The sequence below is a fragment of the Rhizobium sp. YS-1r genome (assembly GCF_000757525.1).
GTDB classification, from domain to species: Bacteria; Pseudomonadota; Alphaproteobacteria; order Rhizobiales; family Rhizobiaceae; genus Neorhizobium; species Neorhizobium petrolearium.
Window position 1 is genome coordinate 364,830 of record NZ_JPYQ01000001.1, and the last position, 19,253, is coordinate 384,082.

Annotated in this window: 19 protein-coding genes; 15 read left to right on the forward strand and 4 right to left on the reverse strand. The window is 60.0% G+C overall.

Annotated features, from left to right (window positions below; translation table 11 throughout):
* Nucleotide 1: 1 nt before the first annotated feature.
* From JL39_RS01705 to JL39_RS01745, 9 genes are all read left to right on the forward strand, one after another.
* The gene (locus JL39_RS01705; RefSeq protein ID WP_052182582.1) at nucleotides 2–1,201 is read left to right on the forward strand and encodes a hypothetical protein; all 1,200 of its coding nucleotides are present in this window, start codon (nucleotides 2–4) and stop codon (nucleotides 1,199–1,201) included.
* A 157-nt stretch (nucleotides 1,202–1,358) separates the two neighbouring features.
* Nucleotides 1,359–1,661: a hypothetical protein gene (locus JL39_RS01710; RefSeq protein ID WP_037145516.1), complete on the forward strand. Its 303-nt coding sequence runs from the start codon at nucleotides 1,359–1,361 to the stop codon at nucleotides 1,659–1,661.
* A gap of 128 nt (nucleotides 1,662–1,789) precedes the next feature.
* Complete coding sequence (locus JL39_RS01715) at nucleotides 1,790–3,505, forward strand: hypothetical protein (RefSeq protein WP_037145518.1); 1,716 nt, start codon at nucleotides 1,790–1,792, stop codon at nucleotides 3,503–3,505.
* Nucleotides 3,506–3,847: 342 nt separating this feature from the next.
* Nucleotides 3,848–4,351 (forward strand): hypothetical protein, encoded by a 504-nt coding sequence (locus JL39_RS01720; RefSeq protein ID WP_037145519.1) that lies wholly within the window; start codon nucleotides 3,848–3,850, stop codon nucleotides 4,349–4,351.
* 14 nt (nucleotides 4,352–4,365) lie between these two features.
* A complete protein-coding gene (locus tag JL39_RS32350; RefSeq protein ID WP_037145520.1) occupies nucleotides 4,366–5,013 on the forward strand; it encodes a DUF202 domain-containing protein in 648 nt (215 codons plus the stop codon).
* Between the two features lie 125 nt (nucleotides 5,014–5,138).
* Nucleotides 5,139–6,698 (forward strand): arylsulfatase, encoded by a 1,560-nt coding sequence (locus tag JL39_RS01730; protein ID WP_037145521.1) that lies wholly within the window; start codon nucleotides 5,139–5,141, stop codon nucleotides 6,696–6,698.
* Nucleotides 6,699–6,754: 56 nt separating this feature from the next.
* On the forward strand, nucleotides 6,755–8,305 hold the full coding sequence (locus JL39_RS01735; RefSeq protein ID WP_037145522.1) for an arylsulfatase: 1,551 nt from the start codon (nucleotides 6,755–6,757) through the stop codon (nucleotides 8,303–8,305).
* A gap of 54 nt (nucleotides 8,306–8,359) precedes the next feature.
* On the forward strand, nucleotides 8,360–8,740 hold the full coding sequence (locus tag JL39_RS01740) for a DUF1622 domain-containing protein (RefSeq protein ID WP_037145524.1): 381 nt from the start codon (nucleotides 8,360–8,362) through the stop codon (nucleotides 8,738–8,740).
* Nucleotides 8,741–9,092: 352 nt separating this feature from the next.
* Nucleotides 9,093–10,046, forward strand: a complete 954-nt coding sequence (locus tag JL39_RS01745; RefSeq protein ID WP_037145526.1) for a transporter — start codon at nucleotides 9,093–9,095, stop codon at nucleotides 10,044–10,046.
* Between the two features lie 162 nt (nucleotides 10,047–10,208).
* Here the strand turns inward: JL39_RS01745 and JL39_RS01750 are convergent, their stop codons facing one another.
* The 3 genes from JL39_RS01750 to JL39_RS01755 all read right to left on the reverse strand — a co-directional run bounded on the left by JL39_RS01750 (nucleotide 10,209) and on the right by JL39_RS01755 (nucleotide 13,853).
* Nucleotides 10,209–12,167, reverse strand: a complete 1,959-nt coding sequence (locus tag JL39_RS01750) for a mechanosensitive ion channel family protein (RefSeq protein WP_037145528.1) — start codon at nucleotides 12,165–12,167, stop codon at nucleotides 10,209–10,211.
* 288 nt (nucleotides 12,168–12,455) lie between these two features.
* A complete protein-coding gene (locus tag JL39_RS32740) occupies nucleotides 12,456–12,635 on the reverse strand; it encodes a DUF4269 domain-containing protein (protein ID WP_081952646.1) in 180 nt (59 codons plus the stop codon).
* A gap of 90 nt (nucleotides 12,636–12,725) precedes the next feature.
* Nucleotides 12,726–13,853, reverse strand: a complete 1,128-nt coding sequence (locus JL39_RS01755; RefSeq protein ID WP_244446810.1) for an AraC family transcriptional regulator — start codon at nucleotides 13,851–13,853, stop codon at nucleotides 12,726–12,728.
* Between the two features lie 87 nt (nucleotides 13,854–13,940).
* On the opposite strand from JL39_RS01755, the gene JL39_RS31420 reads away from it, so the two are divergent.
* The 5 genes from JL39_RS31420 to JL39_RS01780 all read left to right on the forward strand — a co-directional run bounded on the left by JL39_RS31420 (nucleotide 13,941) and on the right by JL39_RS01780 (nucleotide 17,737).
* On the forward strand, nucleotides 13,941–14,240 hold the full coding sequence (locus JL39_RS31420; protein WP_161784726.1) for an SDR family NAD(P)-dependent oxidoreductase: 300 nt from the start codon (nucleotides 13,941–13,943) through the stop codon (nucleotides 14,238–14,240).
* A gap of 695 nt (nucleotides 14,241–14,935) precedes the next feature.
* Nucleotides 14,936–15,772, forward strand: a complete 837-nt coding sequence (locus JL39_RS01765) for an alpha/beta hydrolase (protein WP_037146059.1) — start codon at nucleotides 14,936–14,938, stop codon at nucleotides 15,770–15,772.
* 58 nt (nucleotides 15,773–15,830) lie between these two features.
* Nucleotides 15,831–16,583 carry an SDR family oxidoreductase gene (locus JL39_RS01770; RefSeq protein WP_037145530.1) on the forward strand — a complete coding sequence of 251 codons (753 nt, stop codon included), beginning with the start codon at nucleotides 15,831–15,833 and terminating at the stop codon, nucleotides 16,581–16,583.
* A gap of 26 nt (nucleotides 16,584–16,609) precedes the next feature.
* Nucleotides 16,610–17,029 carry a cupin domain-containing protein gene (locus tag JL39_RS01775; protein ID WP_037145531.1) on the forward strand — a complete coding sequence of 140 codons (420 nt, stop codon included), beginning with the start codon at nucleotides 16,610–16,612 and terminating at the stop codon, nucleotides 17,027–17,029.
* Nucleotides 17,030–17,089: 60 nt separating this feature from the next.
* Nucleotides 17,090–17,737 carry a hypothetical protein gene (locus tag JL39_RS01780; RefSeq protein ID WP_037145533.1) on the forward strand — a complete coding sequence of 216 codons (648 nt, stop codon included), beginning with the start codon at nucleotides 17,090–17,092 and terminating at the stop codon, nucleotides 17,735–17,737.
* Nucleotides 17,738–17,783: 46 nt separating this feature from the next.
* Here JL39_RS01780 and JL39_RS01785 read toward each other — a convergent pair whose 3' ends face one another.
* The gene (locus JL39_RS01785; RefSeq protein ID WP_037145535.1) at nucleotides 17,784–18,170 is read right to left on the reverse strand and encodes a helix-turn-helix domain-containing protein; all 387 of its coding nucleotides are present in this window, start codon (nucleotides 18,168–18,170) and stop codon (nucleotides 17,784–17,786) included.
* A gap of 82 nt (nucleotides 18,171–18,252) precedes the next feature.
* On the opposite strand from JL39_RS01785, the gene JL39_RS01790 reads away from it, so the two are divergent.
* Nucleotides 18,253–19,230: an aldehyde reductase gene (locus tag JL39_RS01790; protein WP_037145537.1), complete on the forward strand. Its 978-nt coding sequence runs from the start codon at nucleotides 18,253–18,255 to the stop codon at nucleotides 19,228–19,230.
* Nucleotides 19,231–19,253: the final 23 nt, after the last annotated feature.

The window sequence follows — 19,253 nt, forward strand, 5'->3', positions numbered from 1 at the left end:
CATGGGGGCGAAGGGAGAGGCCGCTGAAAACGCTGCCCCAACCCCAACGGCAGCTTCCGGTGAGACATCATTCGAATTCCTCGCTTTTCGGGGCGGCCCGTTCTATGATCTTCAAAAGCGCTTCGCCCTGCTCGAGGACCACGCGCTTAGGGCCGGACCGCGGGCGCTGATCTTCACCGCTCTCGCATGGCTGGTGCCGCTGGTTCTCTCCATCACCGATCCTCGTTCGTATCTTGCCGATCCGGGCGTCTGGGCCAAGTTTTTGATCGCGGTAGGCGCTTTTCTTCTGGCCGAGCAACAGGTCGAGTGCGGCTTGCGCATGAAGCTCGGGCAGTTCGTCCGTGCGCCCCTGATCGCTCCGCACTCATTGCCTGCCGCTGGGGATGCGGTCGCTATGGCGCTACGGCGCAGGGATTCGGCTCTGGCGGAGGCGGTCTGTCTGGGATTCGGTATCATGCTTTCGGTCGTCGCCTTCACCGGCATTTCGCCTGCGGCCTCCTGGGCCGTCGATCCGGCGCCTGACGGGCCGCGCATAACCCCGGCGGGATGGTGGGCACTGTTCGTCAGTTTGCCGCTTTTCGGTTTCCTGTTTCTGCGCGGGCTATGGAGGCATCTGGTCTGGGCACTGCTGTTACGCAAGATCGCCACCCTCGACCTTCGGCTCGTTGCTACCCATCCCGACGGAAATGGAGGGCTCGCCTTTCTTGCCGATTACCCGAATGCCTACATGCTGTCCGTGCTCGGTGCGAGTTCAGCCGTGGCAGCTGCGGTCGCCAAGCACCTTGCGCACGAGACGATCAGCATGACCACCTTCACCAGCATCACGGGGGGATGGCTGGCGATCGTGCTGGCGCTCTTCGTCCTTCCGCTCGCGGCGTTCTCAAGTCCGTTGGTGCGGCTCAAGGAGAGCGGCGTCCTCGTCTGCGGTGCGCAAGCGACGCGGTTCCAGCGCGCGACCGAGCGGAAGGCGCTCGGCGCAAATGTCGTGGCGGACTCGCCGGAGGAGCGGGACGAAAAGGAGGAAACATCCGACGTGTCCAAACAGTTTGATGCTTTCCGCAAGCTGTCGGGGGTGCTCGTAAACCGTTTCGCGGTTTTGCCCGTGGCTGCCGCGGCTTTGCTGCCGTTCGCAATCGCGGGAGCGATGAAGCTGCCGTTCAAGGAGGTATTTTCCGTTCTCAAGAAGCTGCTGCTTCTCTGATAGCCAATCCTTCTTAGCCTGGGCACGCTCTTCAGTTGCAATCAACGCGCCTGCGACATCCTCCTCGCACAGTCCGCATCTGCATTTACTGTAACGTACTTCCAATGCGCCCGGCCTCGGAGGAGGCTCGGGAGCAAAAACTGACGAGGGGTCTCCGATGCCCATTGACGACTATACCGACGAAGCCGGCGAGAAGGTCAGGTCGCGTCGAGGCCTTTGGCGTCTCATGCTGAGGCTGCCCACGATGCGAGGCGATCTCCAGATCCTGGCTGCCAAGTCCCACCGCCTGGATGCGCTCTGCGCAGCCTACGAGGACGCCAGCGTCACGCTCGCACGGCTCCGCAAGGAACGACACAACGCCGACCAGACGCTCCTCGCCGAGTACCGCATGATCTGTGAGGAAATCGAATCAGACGTCATCCAATATTGTCTCACCCACGACTCCAGTGTGTCAGAATAGCACGTACAAAATCGCAATTCTCTAAAACTTAAAGTTTAATTAGCAATCTATGTTGAAACTTCTTGTCAATTACGCGATAGTGGCTCTGGGTTGTACTTAAGTCGGACCATTCGTTGCGAGGGGCGTTCATGGGCGCTGAAGAGCACGACACCGGGACCTCGGAAGTATCGGAACCGGAGGCACGGACGGAGCTGACGCGGCTGAGTTCCGATGAACGGTTTCATGCGACCGGACGACAGAAAGCCATTCTGATCTACCTCTCCGAACGGAAGTTCGCCGGTTGTGAAGAAGGAACGAAGGCGTTCGCGATCGCCGTCGATGTCCTCGGAAGAACATCGAGTTTCGAATCATCCGTCGACCCCATCGTTCGCATCGAGATGAGCAGGCTTAGATCCGCACTAGAGAACTACTATGAAGCCTTCGGTCATGAGGCGGCCGTCTGGATCGAAATACCTCGAGGGCGCTATGTCACCCTGTTTACGAGATCGAGGCTCTCCATCGTCGACTCCTCGGGCGGCGGCAACCACGACATCGGCGAACCGCCGGTTGAACCCATCGGAGCATGCCCGAAGACCGCCCCCCGGGGGATACCTCGTCGTTCGAGGTTCTGGCCTGTGGTCGTATCGGCGGCGGCGATAGTCTGCGTGACGGCAGGCGTCTCCGCGGGCACCTGGCTCTACAGCCGTCCTGTCCTCACGCAACCTCCCACCGTCGGCGTCGCTGTCGGAGCCTTGGATCCGGAGCTCGACGGCGAGGCGAGCCTGACCCGCGACATGCTGCTGACCGCGCTCACCCAATTCCAGACCCTGACCGTCAGTGCTGAACCGATTGGACCTCACGCATCCAAGACCGATTACCATGTCGAGATAAGATACTATGCGGATGGCGAAGACCGGAACGTCTGGTGGCAGATCGTTGAAGGCAAGTCCGGGCATCTCCTGAAAGCAGGAGTCGAAAACGTTAAGGCCAATGGCAAGAGCCCGGCAGCAATGCGGGAGGATGTCGCGGCCACGCTGTCCGGCAAGCTGGCTGCAACGAAAGGTGTCATCACTTTGCTCGAGTTGCGGAAAACTTCCGATAGCGCCCTTGGGAACGTCTGCGTGCTACACGCCGAAGGCGCGCTGGAGGATGGCGATGCCCGCAAGATCGGACGCGCAGCGAAATGCCTTGAAAGAACGCTCAAACTGGATCCAAAGCATGCGGACGCCGCCGCGGCGCTTTCGGAGATCACGGCATTGAATGCGGATGAGCATTCGACCGCTCGTGCGGTTCAACTCGCCGAGGATGCAGTTGCCGTCGATCCGCTTTCCGACCGTGTGCAGATGGCCATGGCACGCGCTCAGGTCGCGGCGGGCAAGACGGACGGTGCGCTGATCTCCGCCAACCGCGCACTTGCCTTGAACCCACACAATCCCGACGTAGCCGCCACCCTGGCGAGCGTCCTGTTCAGCGCTGGTTACTGGGACGCCGCGAACGATATGGCGGCAGACGCCGGGCGTTCGCCAGACCTCGTTCCGCGCGAAGCGATTCTGGTGAAGGCACTGGACGCTTACCGGAGGGGCGACTGGTCGGACGCCTCCCTGTTGGCGGAGCAGGTCACGGGAGGAGGCGTCGCGGGCATGCTGAAGGCTGCGGCGCTCGGGCAACTCGGATCTCCCGAGGCCGCACAGCGGCTATCGGAAGTCCGTGCGGAGTTTCCCGACTTCGAGAGCACGTTCCGCGCCAGAATGGTGGCTCATCGGTATAGGCCCGACCTCGTCGCGTCTATCGAGGACGGTCTGCGCAAGGCGGGAGCACGCTTCCGGCTGAAGACGCTGGCCACCGCCTACGCGCGGGAAGACTGATCGCTCAGCGACGTAAACGGGCCGGCCATTTACAGTTACATTTACCGTAACGTACTTGTGTTTTCACCGAAGCGCCGGATGCTGCCCCTGAAAGCATCCGGCAATCAGATACGGCACGACAAGCATATCCGAAAGGCATTTTTCTTGGGCTAGTCGCCCTTCTTCTGCTGCCGTTCAGCCAGGAAGCGGGAGCAGGTTCCTATCTGCTCGGCTTCAAGGGATCGGTTGATGCGATCTTGCCGCCGGCTGAGGTCTTCCGTCCGACGGCACGACATGCCCGGCACGTGGACAGCTTGATGAGCGATGGTGGCTGCGTCGCGATATCCGGAAAGGAGGCCAGGAATGAGCAAGGACGACGACTCTTCTCGGCTTCAGCTGGCGCTGACCTGGACCGTCGTCGCGCTCGCGATCGTCCTGCTGCTCTTCGGCATTCTGCTGCATGGCTTTTCGGCGGAGGTTCACCAGCGATTTTGGAGCGATATCTTCGGTCGGCTTGGCGGCCCTATGACCTTCCGGTTCATCCTGCAGCCGGCAATGGCGCTGCTCGCCGCGCTGCCGGACGGTATCTCCGATGCGAGGCACGGTCATTCCTCCTTCTTCTGGACGAACTGGAGGGATCCGACAGTCCGGCACGGTCGCCTGCGCGAAGGGCTTATCTCGACGGCGCGCGTCCTGTTCCTCGGCATCGGTATGGACGTCATTTATCAGCTGAGAGAGTTCGACCGGTTCTATCCGGCCGAGGCCGTGGTGATGGCGCTGCTGCTCGCCCTCATTCCCTATTTCGTCTTCCGCTGGCTTGTCGAACTCATCGCCGGCCGGTGGTTCGCCCGCAAACCCACTTCTTGAAACATGTGAGCGACATGGCCAATCCGCCCAAAGCAATTCCCCAAAGGCCTGCGAAACTGCCGGAAAGCCCGGTGCCGCCCATCCCGAAAGTCGACGAGTCGAAATCGGACGTCGCCTCGGTACAATATTCCGCCTACCGGACCAACCTATCCAACCACCGGACCGGCCTGTCGGAACACCGTACCTCCCTCTCGGAATACAGGAGTGACCTTTCCACGTACCGCACCGACCTTTCGACAGATCGCACCAAAATGTCGATGCGCCGGACCGGCATGTCTTTCCAGCGTACGCGGATGAGCGCCGACCGCACGCTGATGTCTGTGATCCGCACGTCGCTGTCGTTGATCTCCTTCGGCTTCACCATCTTCCAATTCTTCGAGAGGATGCGCGATGCTGGCACCATCACGCATGCCGCAGCACCCCGCAATTTCGGCGTCACGCTGGTCCTTCTGGGCATAGTGCTGCTCGTCTGCGGCATCATCTACCATCTTCAGTTCATGTTGGGATTGCGCCACGAGCGGGAGGCAATGCGGCGGGATGGGCTCGTTCATGCCGAAAGCAAATTTCCCCCTTCGATAACGCTGATCACCGCGATCCTGCTGCTGATCATGGGAGTCGTCGTCATCCTCAGCATGGTGTTTCAGGCCGGGCCGTTCGGATAACCGCCCGAGGAAACAGCCGGCTGCCCGGTTCGAAAGAGGAAGAAGCAGCCGGTTCCTACGACCTGAAGCCGGTCATCCGCGCAAGCAGCTATCAACAAGCAGCTATCAAATAGGGAGTTAGCACTATGGCCAAGACAGACAAGCCAAACATTCTCGTTATCTTCGGCGATGACATAGGGATGTGGAACGTCGGCGTTTATGCCAACGGCATGATGGGCGATACGCCCAACATCGACCGCATCGGGCGCGAAGGCATTATCTTCACCGATCACTACGGCCAGGCGAGCTGCACGGCGGGCCGCGCAGCCTTCATCATGGGGCAGGTGCCGGTTCGCACCGGCATGACGACCATCGGTATTCCAGGCTCGCCGCGCGGCATCCAGAAGGAGGATCCGACACTTGCCGAGGTGCTGAAATCGCAAGGTTATGCGACCAGCCAATTCGGTAAAAACCACCTGGGCGACCGCAACGAGTTCCTGCCGACGGTGCACGGCTTCGACGAATGGTTTGGCAACCTTTACCATTTGAATGCGGAAGAAGAGCCTGAGCAGCTCGATTACCCGGGACAGAAGAAACCCGAATACACCAAGAAATACGGGCCGCGTGGCGTGTTGCATGCCTGGGCGACAGACGAGGACGATTCATCCACGGACCCCGTCTTCGGCCGCGTCGGCAAACAGAAGATCGAGAACACCGGCATGCTGACACGCGAGCGCATGGAAACCTTCGACAGCGAGGTGCTGGAGCAAACGTTGAACTGGCTGGATAGGAACGGCAAGGGCGATAAGCCTTTCTTCTGCTGGTTCAATACGACCGCAATCCACATCTGGTCGCACCCGCAAAAGAAGTACGTGCAGATGGCGGTGGACGAAGGACGCGCCGAAGAGGACGTCGTGCGTGCGAAAATGCTGGAACACGACGAACACATCGGCGCGCTCCTGCAGAAGCTCGAGGAACTCGGCGTCGCCGACAACACCATCGTCGTCTACACCACGGACAATGGCAACGAGCTCATGTTGTGGCCCGACGGTGGTTATGCGCCGTTCCGCGGAGAGAAGGGAACGACCTGGGAAGGAGGGCTGCGGGTGCCATGCATGGTGCGCTGGCCGGAAAAAATACCCGCCCATTCCATATCCAACGGCATTCAGAGCCACGAGGACCTGTTTGTGACCCTCGCAGCGGCAGCCGGCTTGCCTGACCTCAAGGACAAGCTGCTCAAGGGGCACGAGATGAACGGTGCGACCTACAAGGTCCATCTGGACGGTTACAACAACCTCGACCACTGGACCGGCGCCTCTAAGAAGTCCGCCCGGCGCGAATTCTTCTACTACGACGAGACGGACCTGATGGCCGTCCGCGTAGACGCCTGGAAGATGCATATCGGCCTCAAATCGGAGGGCAGTTGGTGGAATGACAAGTATTATCCAAGCGTTCCATATCTCTTCAACCTGCTGATGGATCCCATGGAGAAGATCGATCCGGAGTCCCACGAATGGGGTTATGCGGGCCGCAAGTTCTTCGCCCAGAAGATGTGGGCGCCGACCGCCGGCCAGTCGTTCATCGGTGAGCATTTGAAGAGCCTGAAGGACTATCCGCCCCGGCAGGGCGCCGACACGCTCAGCCTTCACAAGGCCCTCGAAGCGGCGATGGCTAAGATGGAAGCTGCCAGAACGTCAAACAATTAGAGACCTTACCGCGGTCTTCCGGTCGCGACCGGAGGACCGCAACAGGAGGAAGATTCATGGCCAAGTCACCGAAGAACGGAAAGCCGAATATTCTCGTCATATGGGGCGACGATATCGGCATCTCCAATCTGAGTTGCTATTCGCACGGGCTGATGGGTTATCGTACGCCCAATATCGACCGCATCGCCAAGGAAGGCATGATGTTTACCGACAGCTATGGCGAGCAGTCCTGCACCGCCGGCCGGTCAGCCTTCATCACGGGCCAGAGCGTCTACCGTACCGGCCTTTCCAAGGTCGGGCTTCCCGGCGCACCCATCGGCATGTCCGACAAGCTCGTCACGATCGCGGCGCTTCTCAAGGAGCAAGGCTATGCGACGGGACAGTTCGGCAAGAACCACCTGGGCGACCTCAACCACATGCTGCCTACCAATCACGGCTTCGACGAGTTCTTCGGCAACCTCTATCACCTTAATGCCGAGGAGGAGCCGGAGATGGAGGACTATCCATCGCCGAAGGATTTTCCGAACTTTCGCGACAAGTTCGGGCCCCGCGGCGTCCTCCACACCTTCGCGACCGATGAGGACGATCCGACCAAGCACGAGCGCTGGGGCCGGGTCGGCAAGCAGAAGATCGAGGATACGGGACCGCTCAACCGAAAGCGCATGGAGACCTGCGACGACGACTTCGTAGCGGCCGCTCAGGACTTCATCCGTCGGCAGGAGGAGGCCGGCAAGCCTTGGTTCGTATGGCTCAATACCACGCACATGCATCTCTACACCCATACCAAGCCGGAGAGCCGGGGCCAGGCCGGGCGCTGGCAGTCCGGCTACCACGACACGATGATCGACCACGACAAGAATGTCGGCCAGATGCTCGATTTCCTCGACGAGATGGGCATCGCCGAAAATACCTTCCTGCAATACTCAACTGACAACGGTCCCCACCGCAATTCCTGGCCTGATGGCGGCACGACGCCCTTCCGCAGCGAGAAGAATACCAACTGGGAAGGCGCCTTCCGTGTGCCGATGCTGGTGCGCTGGCCCGGGAAGATCGAGGCCGGCTCGATCAGCAACGAAATCGTGCAGCACCACGACTGGCTGCCGACGTTTCTGGCGATAGCCGGCGCCCCTGACGTGGTGGAGAAGCTGAAGAAGGGCTATCAGGCAATCGGGCGAACCTACAAAAACCATATCGACGGCTATAACCTGCTGCCCTACCTCACCGGCGAGCAAGAGAAAAGCCCGCGAAATTTCTACTTCTACTTCAGCGATGACGGCGATGTGCTGTCGATCCGCATGGACAACTGGAAGATTACGTTCATGGAGCAGCGCACGGCGGGCAAGCTTGCTGTCTGGCGGGACCCATTCACGCGACTGAGGGCACCGGTCATCTACAACCTGCGCACCGATCCATACGAGTTCGCGACCGTCACATCCAACACCTACGACGACTGGATGATGCAGCACGCCTACCTCATCTACGCGGTGCAGGCGGTGGCGGGGAAGTTCGCGGAGACGTTCAGGGAATTTCCGGCCGTGCAAAAGCCGAACAGCTTCACTATCGACGACGCGATGTCAAAGATGAGCGAGGCGGCAGGCGGCGACTGATGCCGTGTGCGGGCGGCGAGCAGTCGCCGCCCCTTTTCGAGGGAGCCAGGTGGCATGAAGGAATGGCTGATCGCCGTGACGGAGAACGGGATCGTCATCATCGACTGGATGGCGCTTGTCATCGTGCTGATCGGGACGGCAGAGGCATTCTTCGTCGGGCTGCGCGCGATGCTCAGCTCGCCCTCCGGTCATGAGCGGCGCGACATCTGGCTGCGTTACGCGCGCTGGCTGGTGGCGGCGCTCACCTTCCAGCTCGCAGCGGATATCATCGAAACATCGATCACAACGGATTGGGAGGCGGTGGGACGCATCGCAGCCGTCGCAGTGATCCGCACTTTCCTCAATTATTTCCTCGAACGGGATCTGGCGGAGGTCAGGGAACGCCAGAGCAAAGTTCTGAGTGCGCCATTGTCGAGCGTCCCGAGGGAGGAATAGCAATGTTTCGCCATGGCTCCGTTCTCTCAATGACGCCTTTCGCTGCCTTTGCCGAGTGGCCGGCGTCCGCGCTCGGCGACGTGAACTGCAGTGATTTCCTTCTTCCGTCTGGTGTATCGTCGTCACGATCAGACGGTGGGGGACAGATGTGACCGCGAGTTGCCGCTTCGAGCCGGATCGGGCATCCGGTCCCGGAAGGTGGCATTCGGACGCAACTTAACGGCATTCGAAGAAGGGAGCAGCGTCAACGGCAACATCAGACGGGGTATTGGGGATGGTCAGCGACCGGCCATACGACCTCAAGATCGAATCGGGAATTCCGCATGTGAACTTCTGAGAGGGGAAGAGGAATATGCCTGCACCGAAAGCGTACATGCTGGCAGCATCCGCAGTGGTTGCCGCCTCCTTTCTTTGTTTGGACAAGGCGAGAGCCACTGAGGCCGTTGCCGGCCGCTACATCCCGGGAGCGTTCGCCGGCCCAGGGGCGGGCATTGTACCGCCGACGCCCGGTTTCTATTGGGCAGTGTCAAACATTTACTACCATGGCGAAGCGGGTAGTGACGTGCCCTTTGGGGGGAGTTCGATCGCGGTCGGTCTTGAGGCCGATATCTGGGCGACAATTTTCGGCGGATTGTACGTCCCCGACTGGGATCTTCCCGGAAACTGGACCTATGGATTTCAGGCGGCGATCCCCGTGGGCTGGACCGGAGCTACAGCAACCGTCGGACCCTTCGACGCCGACGACGAGGTGGCGGGATTGGGCGACATTGCGTTTGCACCTATCATGCTTGGCTGGCACAACGATGCGCTCAACACGTTCTTCTCCACCTCCTTGACGATAACCGCCCCGACCGGCACGTGGGAGGAGGGAGAACTGGCCTTTGTCGGCCTCAATTATTGGACTTTTACTCCAGCAATCGGATTCACGCGCCTCGTTCCCGAGCATGGCCTGGACTTTTCTGCGAAGCTCGGCATCGACATCAACACCGAAAATCAGGACACCGATTATTACAGCGGTGCAACTGCGCATCTCGATCTGGCTGTGACGAAAAGTGTGACGGAGAATTTTTCCGTCGGCGCTCTGGCCGGTTTTCTCTACCAGTTTGAAGACGATGACAGTACGTTTGCGGACGCCCGGGACGGGTTTCGCGGACGCTCGATCGCTATCGGACCGTATCTTTCCTATAAGGCGAAGCTGAGCGAAGAGACGGAAGTGAGTTTGTCCCTCAAATGGCTGCACGAGGTGGAAGTGGAAAACCGCATGAAAGGTGATGCGATCTTCCTGGACATCAGCGGGAAATTCTGACCGGCTGGCGCATAACGGTAGCTCGGGTTCATCGGTCGAGGCCGTTCATGTCTCCTTGGGTGCCGGGCTATGAAGCAGACCCTTGTGCCCGTGCCACGTCTGATGTTCCGCCCTCGAGATGTTCCGGTATCTCGCGAAAGATCGCTCCGGATGCTCGTTCGATCAGCTTTGGGGCGAAGCGTTCACGCCCTCCGCCGCCGCCGTCTGGATTTGCTGCGAGCGAAGCGCCATCGCCGCCGCCGCGCCGTCTTTTTCTTCGCCGCCGACCTGTACCATGGGGTGCGCGAAGCTGATGCCGTTCTGCTGGAATGCCTCCCTGATCATTGCGTAAGCCCGCCGTCGGATCATGGACTGGAACTGGCTCGGCTTCAGCATCATGCCGAAGCTCAAGTCTATCCCGTAGTCGCCGAACTTCTCGACCCCCTTCATCTTGAGGGTTTCGATGATGAGAGGCTCGAATTCCGGGTCCTTCTGAAGTTCCTTACCGACCGCCTTGGTAAGTTTCTTCACCTGCGCGACGTCGGTGTCGTAGGCAACCGAGATTATGAATTTCACAACCGCCCAATCTCGGCTCATGTTCTGGACGGCGCCGAGTTCGCCGAAGGGTACGGTATAGACCGGACCCCGGTGATGGCGCAGCCGCACGGAGCGCAGGCTGAACCCTTCCACGGTCCCCTTGTAGCTACTGGCCTGGATGTATTCGCCGACCCGGAAAGCATCATCGAGCATATAGAAAATGCCACTGATGACATCCTTGACGAGCGTCTGGGAACCGAATCCCAGCGCCACGCCGAAAACGCCTGCACCCGCCAACAGCGGGCCGATCTCGACTCCGAGTTCCGACAACACTATCAGTCCAGTCATGACGATGACCATGGCCGCAAGAGCGTGCCGAAAGATCGGCAGAAGTGTACGAAACCTGGCGCGTCGCGCGGCCTCTGCCGGCGACATGCCACCGCTCTGCTCCGCGGCTGCCATGCTCCTATCGATCCAGGTCTTCGCGATCTGCCAGGCGAGATCGGCAATGAGAAGCACCACGACGCTTTTCAACAAGCCGTAGAAGATCGCCGCAACCGTAGGATTCATGTGGCCGAGCGAGTCCGGATTGAACTGCCAGACCAGCGCCAGCCAACCGAGGGCGGCCGCCACTGCGAGCGCTCGCGCGCCTCGGACAATCAGAACCCCCTGCAGACTATGGGGGTCGGCTGGGGATAGGGATGCGGCTGCGCGTCCAACCGCCCTCAGCGCCTCCGGCAGCAGGAGCGCGTATAAGCTCAACCAGAACAAGCCCTTGAGATCGAGGCACCAGAACATCCATACGACTACGAGGAACGCCGTGAGCAGTATTTTGCGGGAAACCGGAATGTGCCGGCTCGACCATACGGCCTCGGATGCGAGAACAAGCACGAGTACGGAAAAACCTAGAGAAACGGCATCCGAAACAGCCGGATCCACGCCGGTATAGCCGCCGGCCAATACGGTTGCCATCGCGAATGCCGCGATGCCCAGGATGATGTGCGCCCGCACCCGCGATGCCGGCTGCTCGACCAAGGCGAGCGCGATCAGCACGGAACCGACGCGGTAAAGGACGAAGGCCGAGATATAGGCGAACAGGACAACGCGTACGAGCGGCGGCCAGTTGAAGGCAAAGAAAACGATGGCCATAGTGATCGCGAACACCGCGACCGGGGCTAGTTCGCGGATAACGAGGTTCGAGAAGCGTTGGGTGCGACGGTAGATCCACTCCGCAGCGAGGCCGAGAGCTAGCAGCCCTGCGAGGATGATAAAGACGGGAGCGTAACCACTTGAGACAGCGTCCTCTCGAATTCTCACGGCGGCGGCCGATATTTCACTGGGAATTCGCGGAAAGGCCGCCAACGTCTGGTCTAGCCGAGCCCGAGTAGAGCTTTCCCATGCGGCAAGGTCGGATGAAGGACCGTTAACGGTCGCGGCAGCCGCCGTCGCCCCCGCAGGCCGGGGTGCCCCGTTTTCCAGCCAGGTACGGATCTCAGGATCCTGCAGCAACCGCACAAGATCGTCGATCTTCTGTTGCGGCGGGGTCTGCGCCAATGAAGGCCATGCCAACAGGAGCGCCAGGAAGAGGGCGATCAGCCACTTCATTAGTCGGCCTCTTGAGTGGAAACTGGGAGTCTATGCCCGCGAAGATCTGCCAGCGCGGCTTGCCGTTCATACGGCTCCCATGGACTGGCTATGCACATGAAGCCACAAGGGAGGCTCTTGTGGAAGTAGGTAACAGTAAATGCAGGTGCAGACGCGCGTAAACGTCGGCAAAGAAGGGCTCTACGGGGATGAATTTCCACCCAGCGGAGGACGCATCGACTTCTCGAGCGATGTAGACCATTTCCTCGGAAGCGCGGATTTCCATGCGCCTGTGCGGGATTAGCCTGATTATGCATTTTTGCGTCGCGCCCGATAAGGGGTCAGTTTTGTGCGCCCGTCGACATCGATATCGCTGGTGGGCGCATCAAGGCCCAGAGGCGGCGTACCCGCGACACGGGGATCGAATGGAGCCAAGGTTTCCAGAAGATCCATGCGGCTCAACGCTTCCGTATAGTGAGGTCTATCCATGAATTCAAATTAACCGAGATACAGATTATCGCAAAGGATCTCGCCCTTTCATCCGCTCGACGCGATTCGGTCCATCTGGCATCGTTGGACCTAAATCGGGTTCGAAGCGCGAAGAGGACCAATTTGATGGTGGCTTGCGGTTTGAGCAGGCTGAACGTTTGGCTTTCGTGCAGTGACCCCGGACGCGTGCTCGGTTGGAGTTGCGTCTTCCCGGGGCATGCCAGGCGTGGCAGGAACGCGACCGCTAAAGTTCGCTCGATAGCGCGTGGGCGAAACTCCCATGATCCGTCGGAACGTTGCGCTGAACGCGCTATCGGATGTGTAGCCCAGTGAGGCGGCGATGGAGGTTACAGGTTCGCGGCTACGGCGCAGCCTCGCTGCGGCAAGCCGCATCCGCCAGCGCGCAAGATAGTACATCGGCGACACGCCAACGCTTACTTTGAAATGACTGGCGAAGGCCGATCGCGACTGGCCCGCAAGACATGCAAGTTCGGCTAGCGTCCAACTGCGGACGGGATCCGCATGAATCGCCTCCCAAGGTTTGCCAATGCGCGGGTCCGTGAGCCCGGCGAGCCAATTCCCCGGCGCTGGCGGCAGATCGGCGACATAGGCTCGGAGCGCATGGATGAACATGAGCCGAAGCAGATCATTGCAGGCGAGAAGCGAGCCAGGTCCAGCGTTTCGCCACTCCCGATCGAGTTGCTCCAGCAGCCAGTGCACGGCAGAAGCGGCCTCGCCAGAAATGAGGATCGCAACCGGCAAGACATCCGTGAGGATCGCGCCGTTCATCGTATCGAAGCGCACACTGCCGCCGATCAGGTGCGTGTCATCGCCGTTGCCGCAATGCCCGCTTTGTCCGAAGTCTCCAAACACCGCCACCGCAGGTATCGGCGGTACGCCCGGTGAACTGGCGAGCGTGAACGCGTCACGGACCACAACGAAGCAGTCGCCCTCGCTGAGTTGCCGGGGCGGCAGGCCCTCGCTCGTGGTCAGCCAGCATGTGCCCCGCCGTAGTGCGCAGAATTTGATGTAGTCGGGCGCCGGAAAGCGGATCGCCCAATCTCCTCCGGCGGTCAGCGTCACCGACGCGACAGCGTGTGCGTCAACGAGTCGGAGGACATCGGAAAGACCATCATTGGGCGCATTTTGGACGATCACGACAGCAAACCGGACGCAGATGAATGGATCATCTCGTTTTCTTAGCCGAAACTGAGCCACAGCACCATGTCTGGCGGGGTAAGGATGATATTGCCGGTTCAAATACCAATCGGATCAGGGTTTGATGCGGCCACGACGGCGGCCGATGTGATCGGAGACGTCGGCCTGAACGGGCATACTGCGATCGTGACCGGTGGCTACTCCGGCATCGGACTGGAGGCGATCCGCGCGCTGGCCGGCGCTGGCGCAAACGTGATTGTTCCTGCCCGGGACGTGGAAAAGGCGGCCGGCGCCTTGCACAAGATGGAGCGGGTCGAACTGGAAACGCTGGCGCTGACCGATACCGCTTCCATAGCCAGCTTCGCGGAACGCGTCGTCTCTTCCGGTCGCACCGTTTCCATCCTCATCAATAGCGCAGGTATCATGGCCACCCGGCTCACGCGCTAGGCCGATGGCCATGAAGGGCAATTCGCCACCAACCATCTTGGTCATTTCCAGTTCACCCTTGCGCTGTGGGCCGGCGCTCAAGGCGGCGGGAGGATCGGGACGGAACTGCCACGAGCGCAAAGGCGAGCGCCGAGAATACGATCGGCACGAGGGTATGGTTCGGAATGATCGCATGGGGAGGCCGCCGGCATGCGTCGATGATGGTCTGCTTCTTCAGACCATGTCATAAAATACATCCTACTTGCTGCTTTGCCGAAGATACTTAAAGATGCGTGTCAACGAACCGGGAGGGACGAATTTTATAAATATATTTGTCTAAATCCGATTGTTTATTTGGAGGTCTCATAGCGTATGCTTGAATTTATTCAAAAATATAATCTTGTATCACTGGCGAGGTTTTTATGAACGGTGCCGGCATTGATTGTCGATCGTTACCACGTCCTGAGCACGCTTAGTGTGAAGCAAAACGATCATCCCACCCGACGAAGCAAGCCGAATGGAGAATAGTCGTTCTGCCATGGATGACGAGGGGATAAGTTATGACAGACATGAAGCCAAATGAGCCGATCGATCCCGACCGTCGGGATCTGCTTGCCTTCGGGCTGGGCGCGACGATGCTTGCGTTGCTCCCGAGCTGGCCGGCCACAGCACAATCAACCACAGTCCAAAACCCAACCGTTGAAAGGAACCAAAGCATGGCCACCATCACCACACGCGATGGCGTCGAGATCTTCTACAAGGACTGGGGCCCGAAGACCGCCCAGCCCATCATGTTCCACCATGGCTGGCCGCTGTCATCCGACGACTGGGACACGCAGATGCTGTTCTTCCTGCAGAACGGCTATCGGGTCGTGGCTCACGACCGGCGGGGCCACGGGCGCTCGGCACAGGTCAGCGAGGGTCACGATATGGACCATTATGCCGCTGACGCCGCAGCGGTCGTCGAGCATCTCGATCTTAGGAACGTCGTTCATATCGGCCACTCTACCGGCGGCGGCGAGGCGACGCATTATGTGGCCAGGCATGGGCAGCCGCAGGGCCGGGTAGCCAAGCTGATCATCATCGGCGCGGTTCCCCCGATTATGGTGAAGACGGCAGCCAATCCTGGCGGCTTGCCGATCGAGGTTTTCGACGGACTGCGAAAGGCGCTCGCCGACAACCGTTCCAAATTTTACGTCGATCTGCCGTCGGGTCCCTTCTACAGCTTCAACCGGCCCGGTGCACAGCCGATCCAAGCCGTCATCGACAACTGGTGGCGTCAAGGCATGATGGGGGGCGCCAAGGCCCACTATGACGGAATCAAAGCCTTCTCCGAGACCGATTTCACCGAAGATCTGAAGATCATCACCGTGCCGACCCTCGTCATGCACGGTGACGACGATCAGATCGTGCCGATTGCGGACTCCGCCCTGCTTTCGGCCAAGCTCCTGAAGAACAGCACGTTGAAGGTCTACGAGAAATTTCCGCATGGCATGTGCACCACCCATGCCGACGTGGTCAACCCGGACCTCCTCGCTTTCGTGAAGGGCTGAGATCCAGGCCGACGCTCTGGCGCCGGCCTTCTAATCACGTTCTAACGGAGACAGTTTCATGAAGATCGTCGTTATCGGCGGCAGCGGATTGATCGGGTCGCGCACCGCAGCACTCCTGCGCGAAGCCGGTCACGAGGTGCTCGCCGCCTCACCCAGCACGGGCGTCAACACCCTCACCGACGAAGGCCTCCCGGAAGCCCTCGCCGGCGCAGAAGTGGTGGTCGATGTCGCCAACTCGCCCTCGTTCGAGCCGCAAGCGGTACTCGCCTTCTTCGAGACCTCGGGTCGCAATCTGCTTGCCGCCGAACGCGCGGCCGGTATCCGCCATCATGTTGCCCTCTCCATCGTCGGCACCGACCGCATGCCCGACAACGGCTACTTTCAGGCCAAGGTGGCCCAGGAGAAGCTGATTGAAGGCTCGGGCGTCCCCTACAGCGTCGTGCGTGCCACCCAGTTCATGGAGTTCCTCGGCGCCATCGTCGAAACCAGTGTTGTCGATGGGATCGTCCGCCTACCGGACGGTTTGTTTCAGCCGATTGCCGCGGACGACGTGGCCGCCATCGTGGCAGAAACAGCTACCAACGCTCCACGGGGCGTGCATTTCGATATTGCGGGTCCTGATCGGGCGCCTTTCGATCGGATCGTCGCGCGCTATCTCGAGGCGATCGGTGATAGCCGAAGCGTCGTGAGTGACCGGAAAGCGCGATACTTCGGTGGGACGGTCGTGGAGACGTCGCTGGTACCGCTTGGCGAGGCGAGACTCGGTCGCAGCTCGCTCGACGACTGGCTTGGCGCCCACCGGCCCACTTGATGCTTCTAACCTTCGGGGATACGCCCATGAGATACTATCTTTTCCCATTGCTCCTGGCTGCGGCGTACGCCGTGCCTGCATCTGCCGATGATGTGCCGGGAGCCAAGAGCGCGAAAATCACGCTCGTCTACGAGCATGCGCTCCCGGATGTGCCCGGTAAGAGCATTCGCGGCGTTCTCGTAGAATATGGCCCCGGCGGCTACTCACCGGCACACACGCACGCGAAGTCGGCGATCATCTATGCGACGGTCCTGGAAGGCGCCGTAAAAAGCCAGATCAATGGAGGGCCGGTTCGGACCTTCAAGGCTGGCGAAAGCTTCACGGAATTACCGGGCGACCATCACGGCCTCAGCGCAAATGCCAGTGATGCGGAGCCGTCGAAGCTGTTGGCAGTGTTCGTCGTCAATACCGACGAGAAGGTGCTGACCATCCCGGATGAGAAGTGACCCGCAGCCGCCGCTCGCTGCACCCTGCGGGCGGCCACCCAGCAAGATCCGGAGGTAACCATGACCGAAACTGCCAGTAGAATGCTTGCAGGGGTGTCCGTCCCTGACACGCCGCTCGTGGACAAAGCGATTGAATACGCGCGGCAGAAATGTGAGCCTTATCTGTTCAATCACGTGGTCCGTTCCTGGCTTTTCGCAGCGCGGCTCGGGCAGATCGAATGCGTTGTGCACGATGCGGAGGTCGTTGCAGTCGGGACGCTACTGCACGATATCACGCTGAACGAAAGGTTCGCCGGACCACGCCGTTTCGAGGTGGAAGGGGCGGATCTTGCACGAACATTCGCGACTGAGAGCGGCGTCGATGGTCGCCGCGCGCAATTGATCTGCGATAGCGTCGCCCTCAACTCGACCCCTTCGATCGGCCTGTACAAGGAACCGGAGGTCGCGCTCTGCACCGCGGGGATCGGCCTTGATGTCATCGGTTGGCGCTACGACGCCATCCCCGCCGCCGAGCTGGTGAGGATTGTCTCGGAATTTCCCAGGCTGGGAATGAAGCAAAAAATGACGAAGTGCTTTTGTTGCATCGTCGAGAAGAATCCGGAGACGACGTATGACAACTTCGCGCGTGATTTCGGCGAACGGTTCGTTCTAGGCTACAAGGCGCCCTCGGTGGTGGATCTGGTCTTGAACGCCCCCTTCGACGAATGAGGTCCGCGGCGACTCTGCGACCGGCCTGCTCGCTGTAGGCAACCCATCAGGAGACCGTCAATTGATGCTCATATTTGAGCATCCAGTCCCGCATCTCGCGGAGCGTCGGCATCAAGTCGATTCCGGCTTGCGACAGCTCATACTCGACGCGCGGCGGAATCTCCGCGAAAGCACTACGGATCACGACGCCGTTGTTGGCGAGATCGCGGAGCTGCTCAGTCAGCATATGCTGGGTCACTCCCGGGAGTCGGCGGCGCAATTCGCCGAACCGGAGCGGCCCTTCGACCAGGATGCAGACAATTTCGATCTTCCATTTGCCCGTAATGGCGCGAATGGCTCGCTGGAAGCGCAGAATGTCGATTGGCTCCGGGCCTGTGCATCCGGCGCATTCGTCTTCGTCGTAGAGACGTGGTTCAGTGGTCTGATTTTTCATGCTGGGTCTGAAAATCCATCCTACTTGATAATCTCATATAACAGCTCGATGTTGCGGTAAAGCAAACAATCAGAGTGATATTATGAGCAAGATATTGGTTACGGGTGGTTCGGGTTTCGTCGGGAGCCACATAGTTGCAAAGCTTCTGAAGGAAGGTCATCAGGTTCGAACGACAATACGGAGCCCCCAGCGTGAAGCCGAAGTCCGGGCGATGGTGCGCAATGATGGTGTTGAAGCCGACCAGAAGCTTTCCTTCAGCCAGGCCGATCTGACCGATGACCATGGGTGGCCCGTTGCTGTCGCCGGATGTGACTATGTGCTGCACGTCGCTTCGCCGTTTCCACAGATTGCCCCGGAGAATGAGGACGAACTGATCGTCCCGGCGCGTGATGGCACCTTGCGCGTCTTGCGCGCCGCGAGAGATGCCTGTGTGAGGCGTGTCGTGCTGACCTCCTCGTTCGCGGCTATCGGCTATGGCCACACCAACTATGACAAGGTCTTCAACGAGGAGGATTGGACGGATCCGAACGGTCCGGACATGCAGCCCTATATCAAATCCAAGGTTCTTGCCGAGCGAGCGGCCTGGGAATTCATGGCGCGTGAAGGCGACGCTCTTGAATTAACCGTTATCAATCCCGTCGGTATTTTCGGGCCGGTTCTGGGGCCGGATATTTCTGCTTCGATCGCCTTCGTCAAGCAGCTTCTCGAAGGCGCTCCGCCCCTGCCTGGCTTGAATTTCGGCATGGTCGATGTCCGCGATCTTGCCGATCTCCACATCCTCGCAATGGCGGCGGAGGCGGCAAGGGGACAGCGCTTCATCGCGGTGAGCGGCGATGTCGTCACGCTGTTCGATATCGCCAAGGTCCTCAGGGAGAATCTCGGCGAGTTTGCTGCGAAGGTGCAAGCACCGCTGATAGAAGAAGCGACGAGAGCACCCATTCGCAGGAGCACCAGCGAGAAGGCCAGGCGAATGCTGGGATGGCGTCCTCGGGCTCAGGAGGAAACCATCACCGACACAGCCCGAAGTCTATTTCACTACGGTGTCGTAAGCTTGGATTAGCGGCCGGATGAGGCGGTAATCGT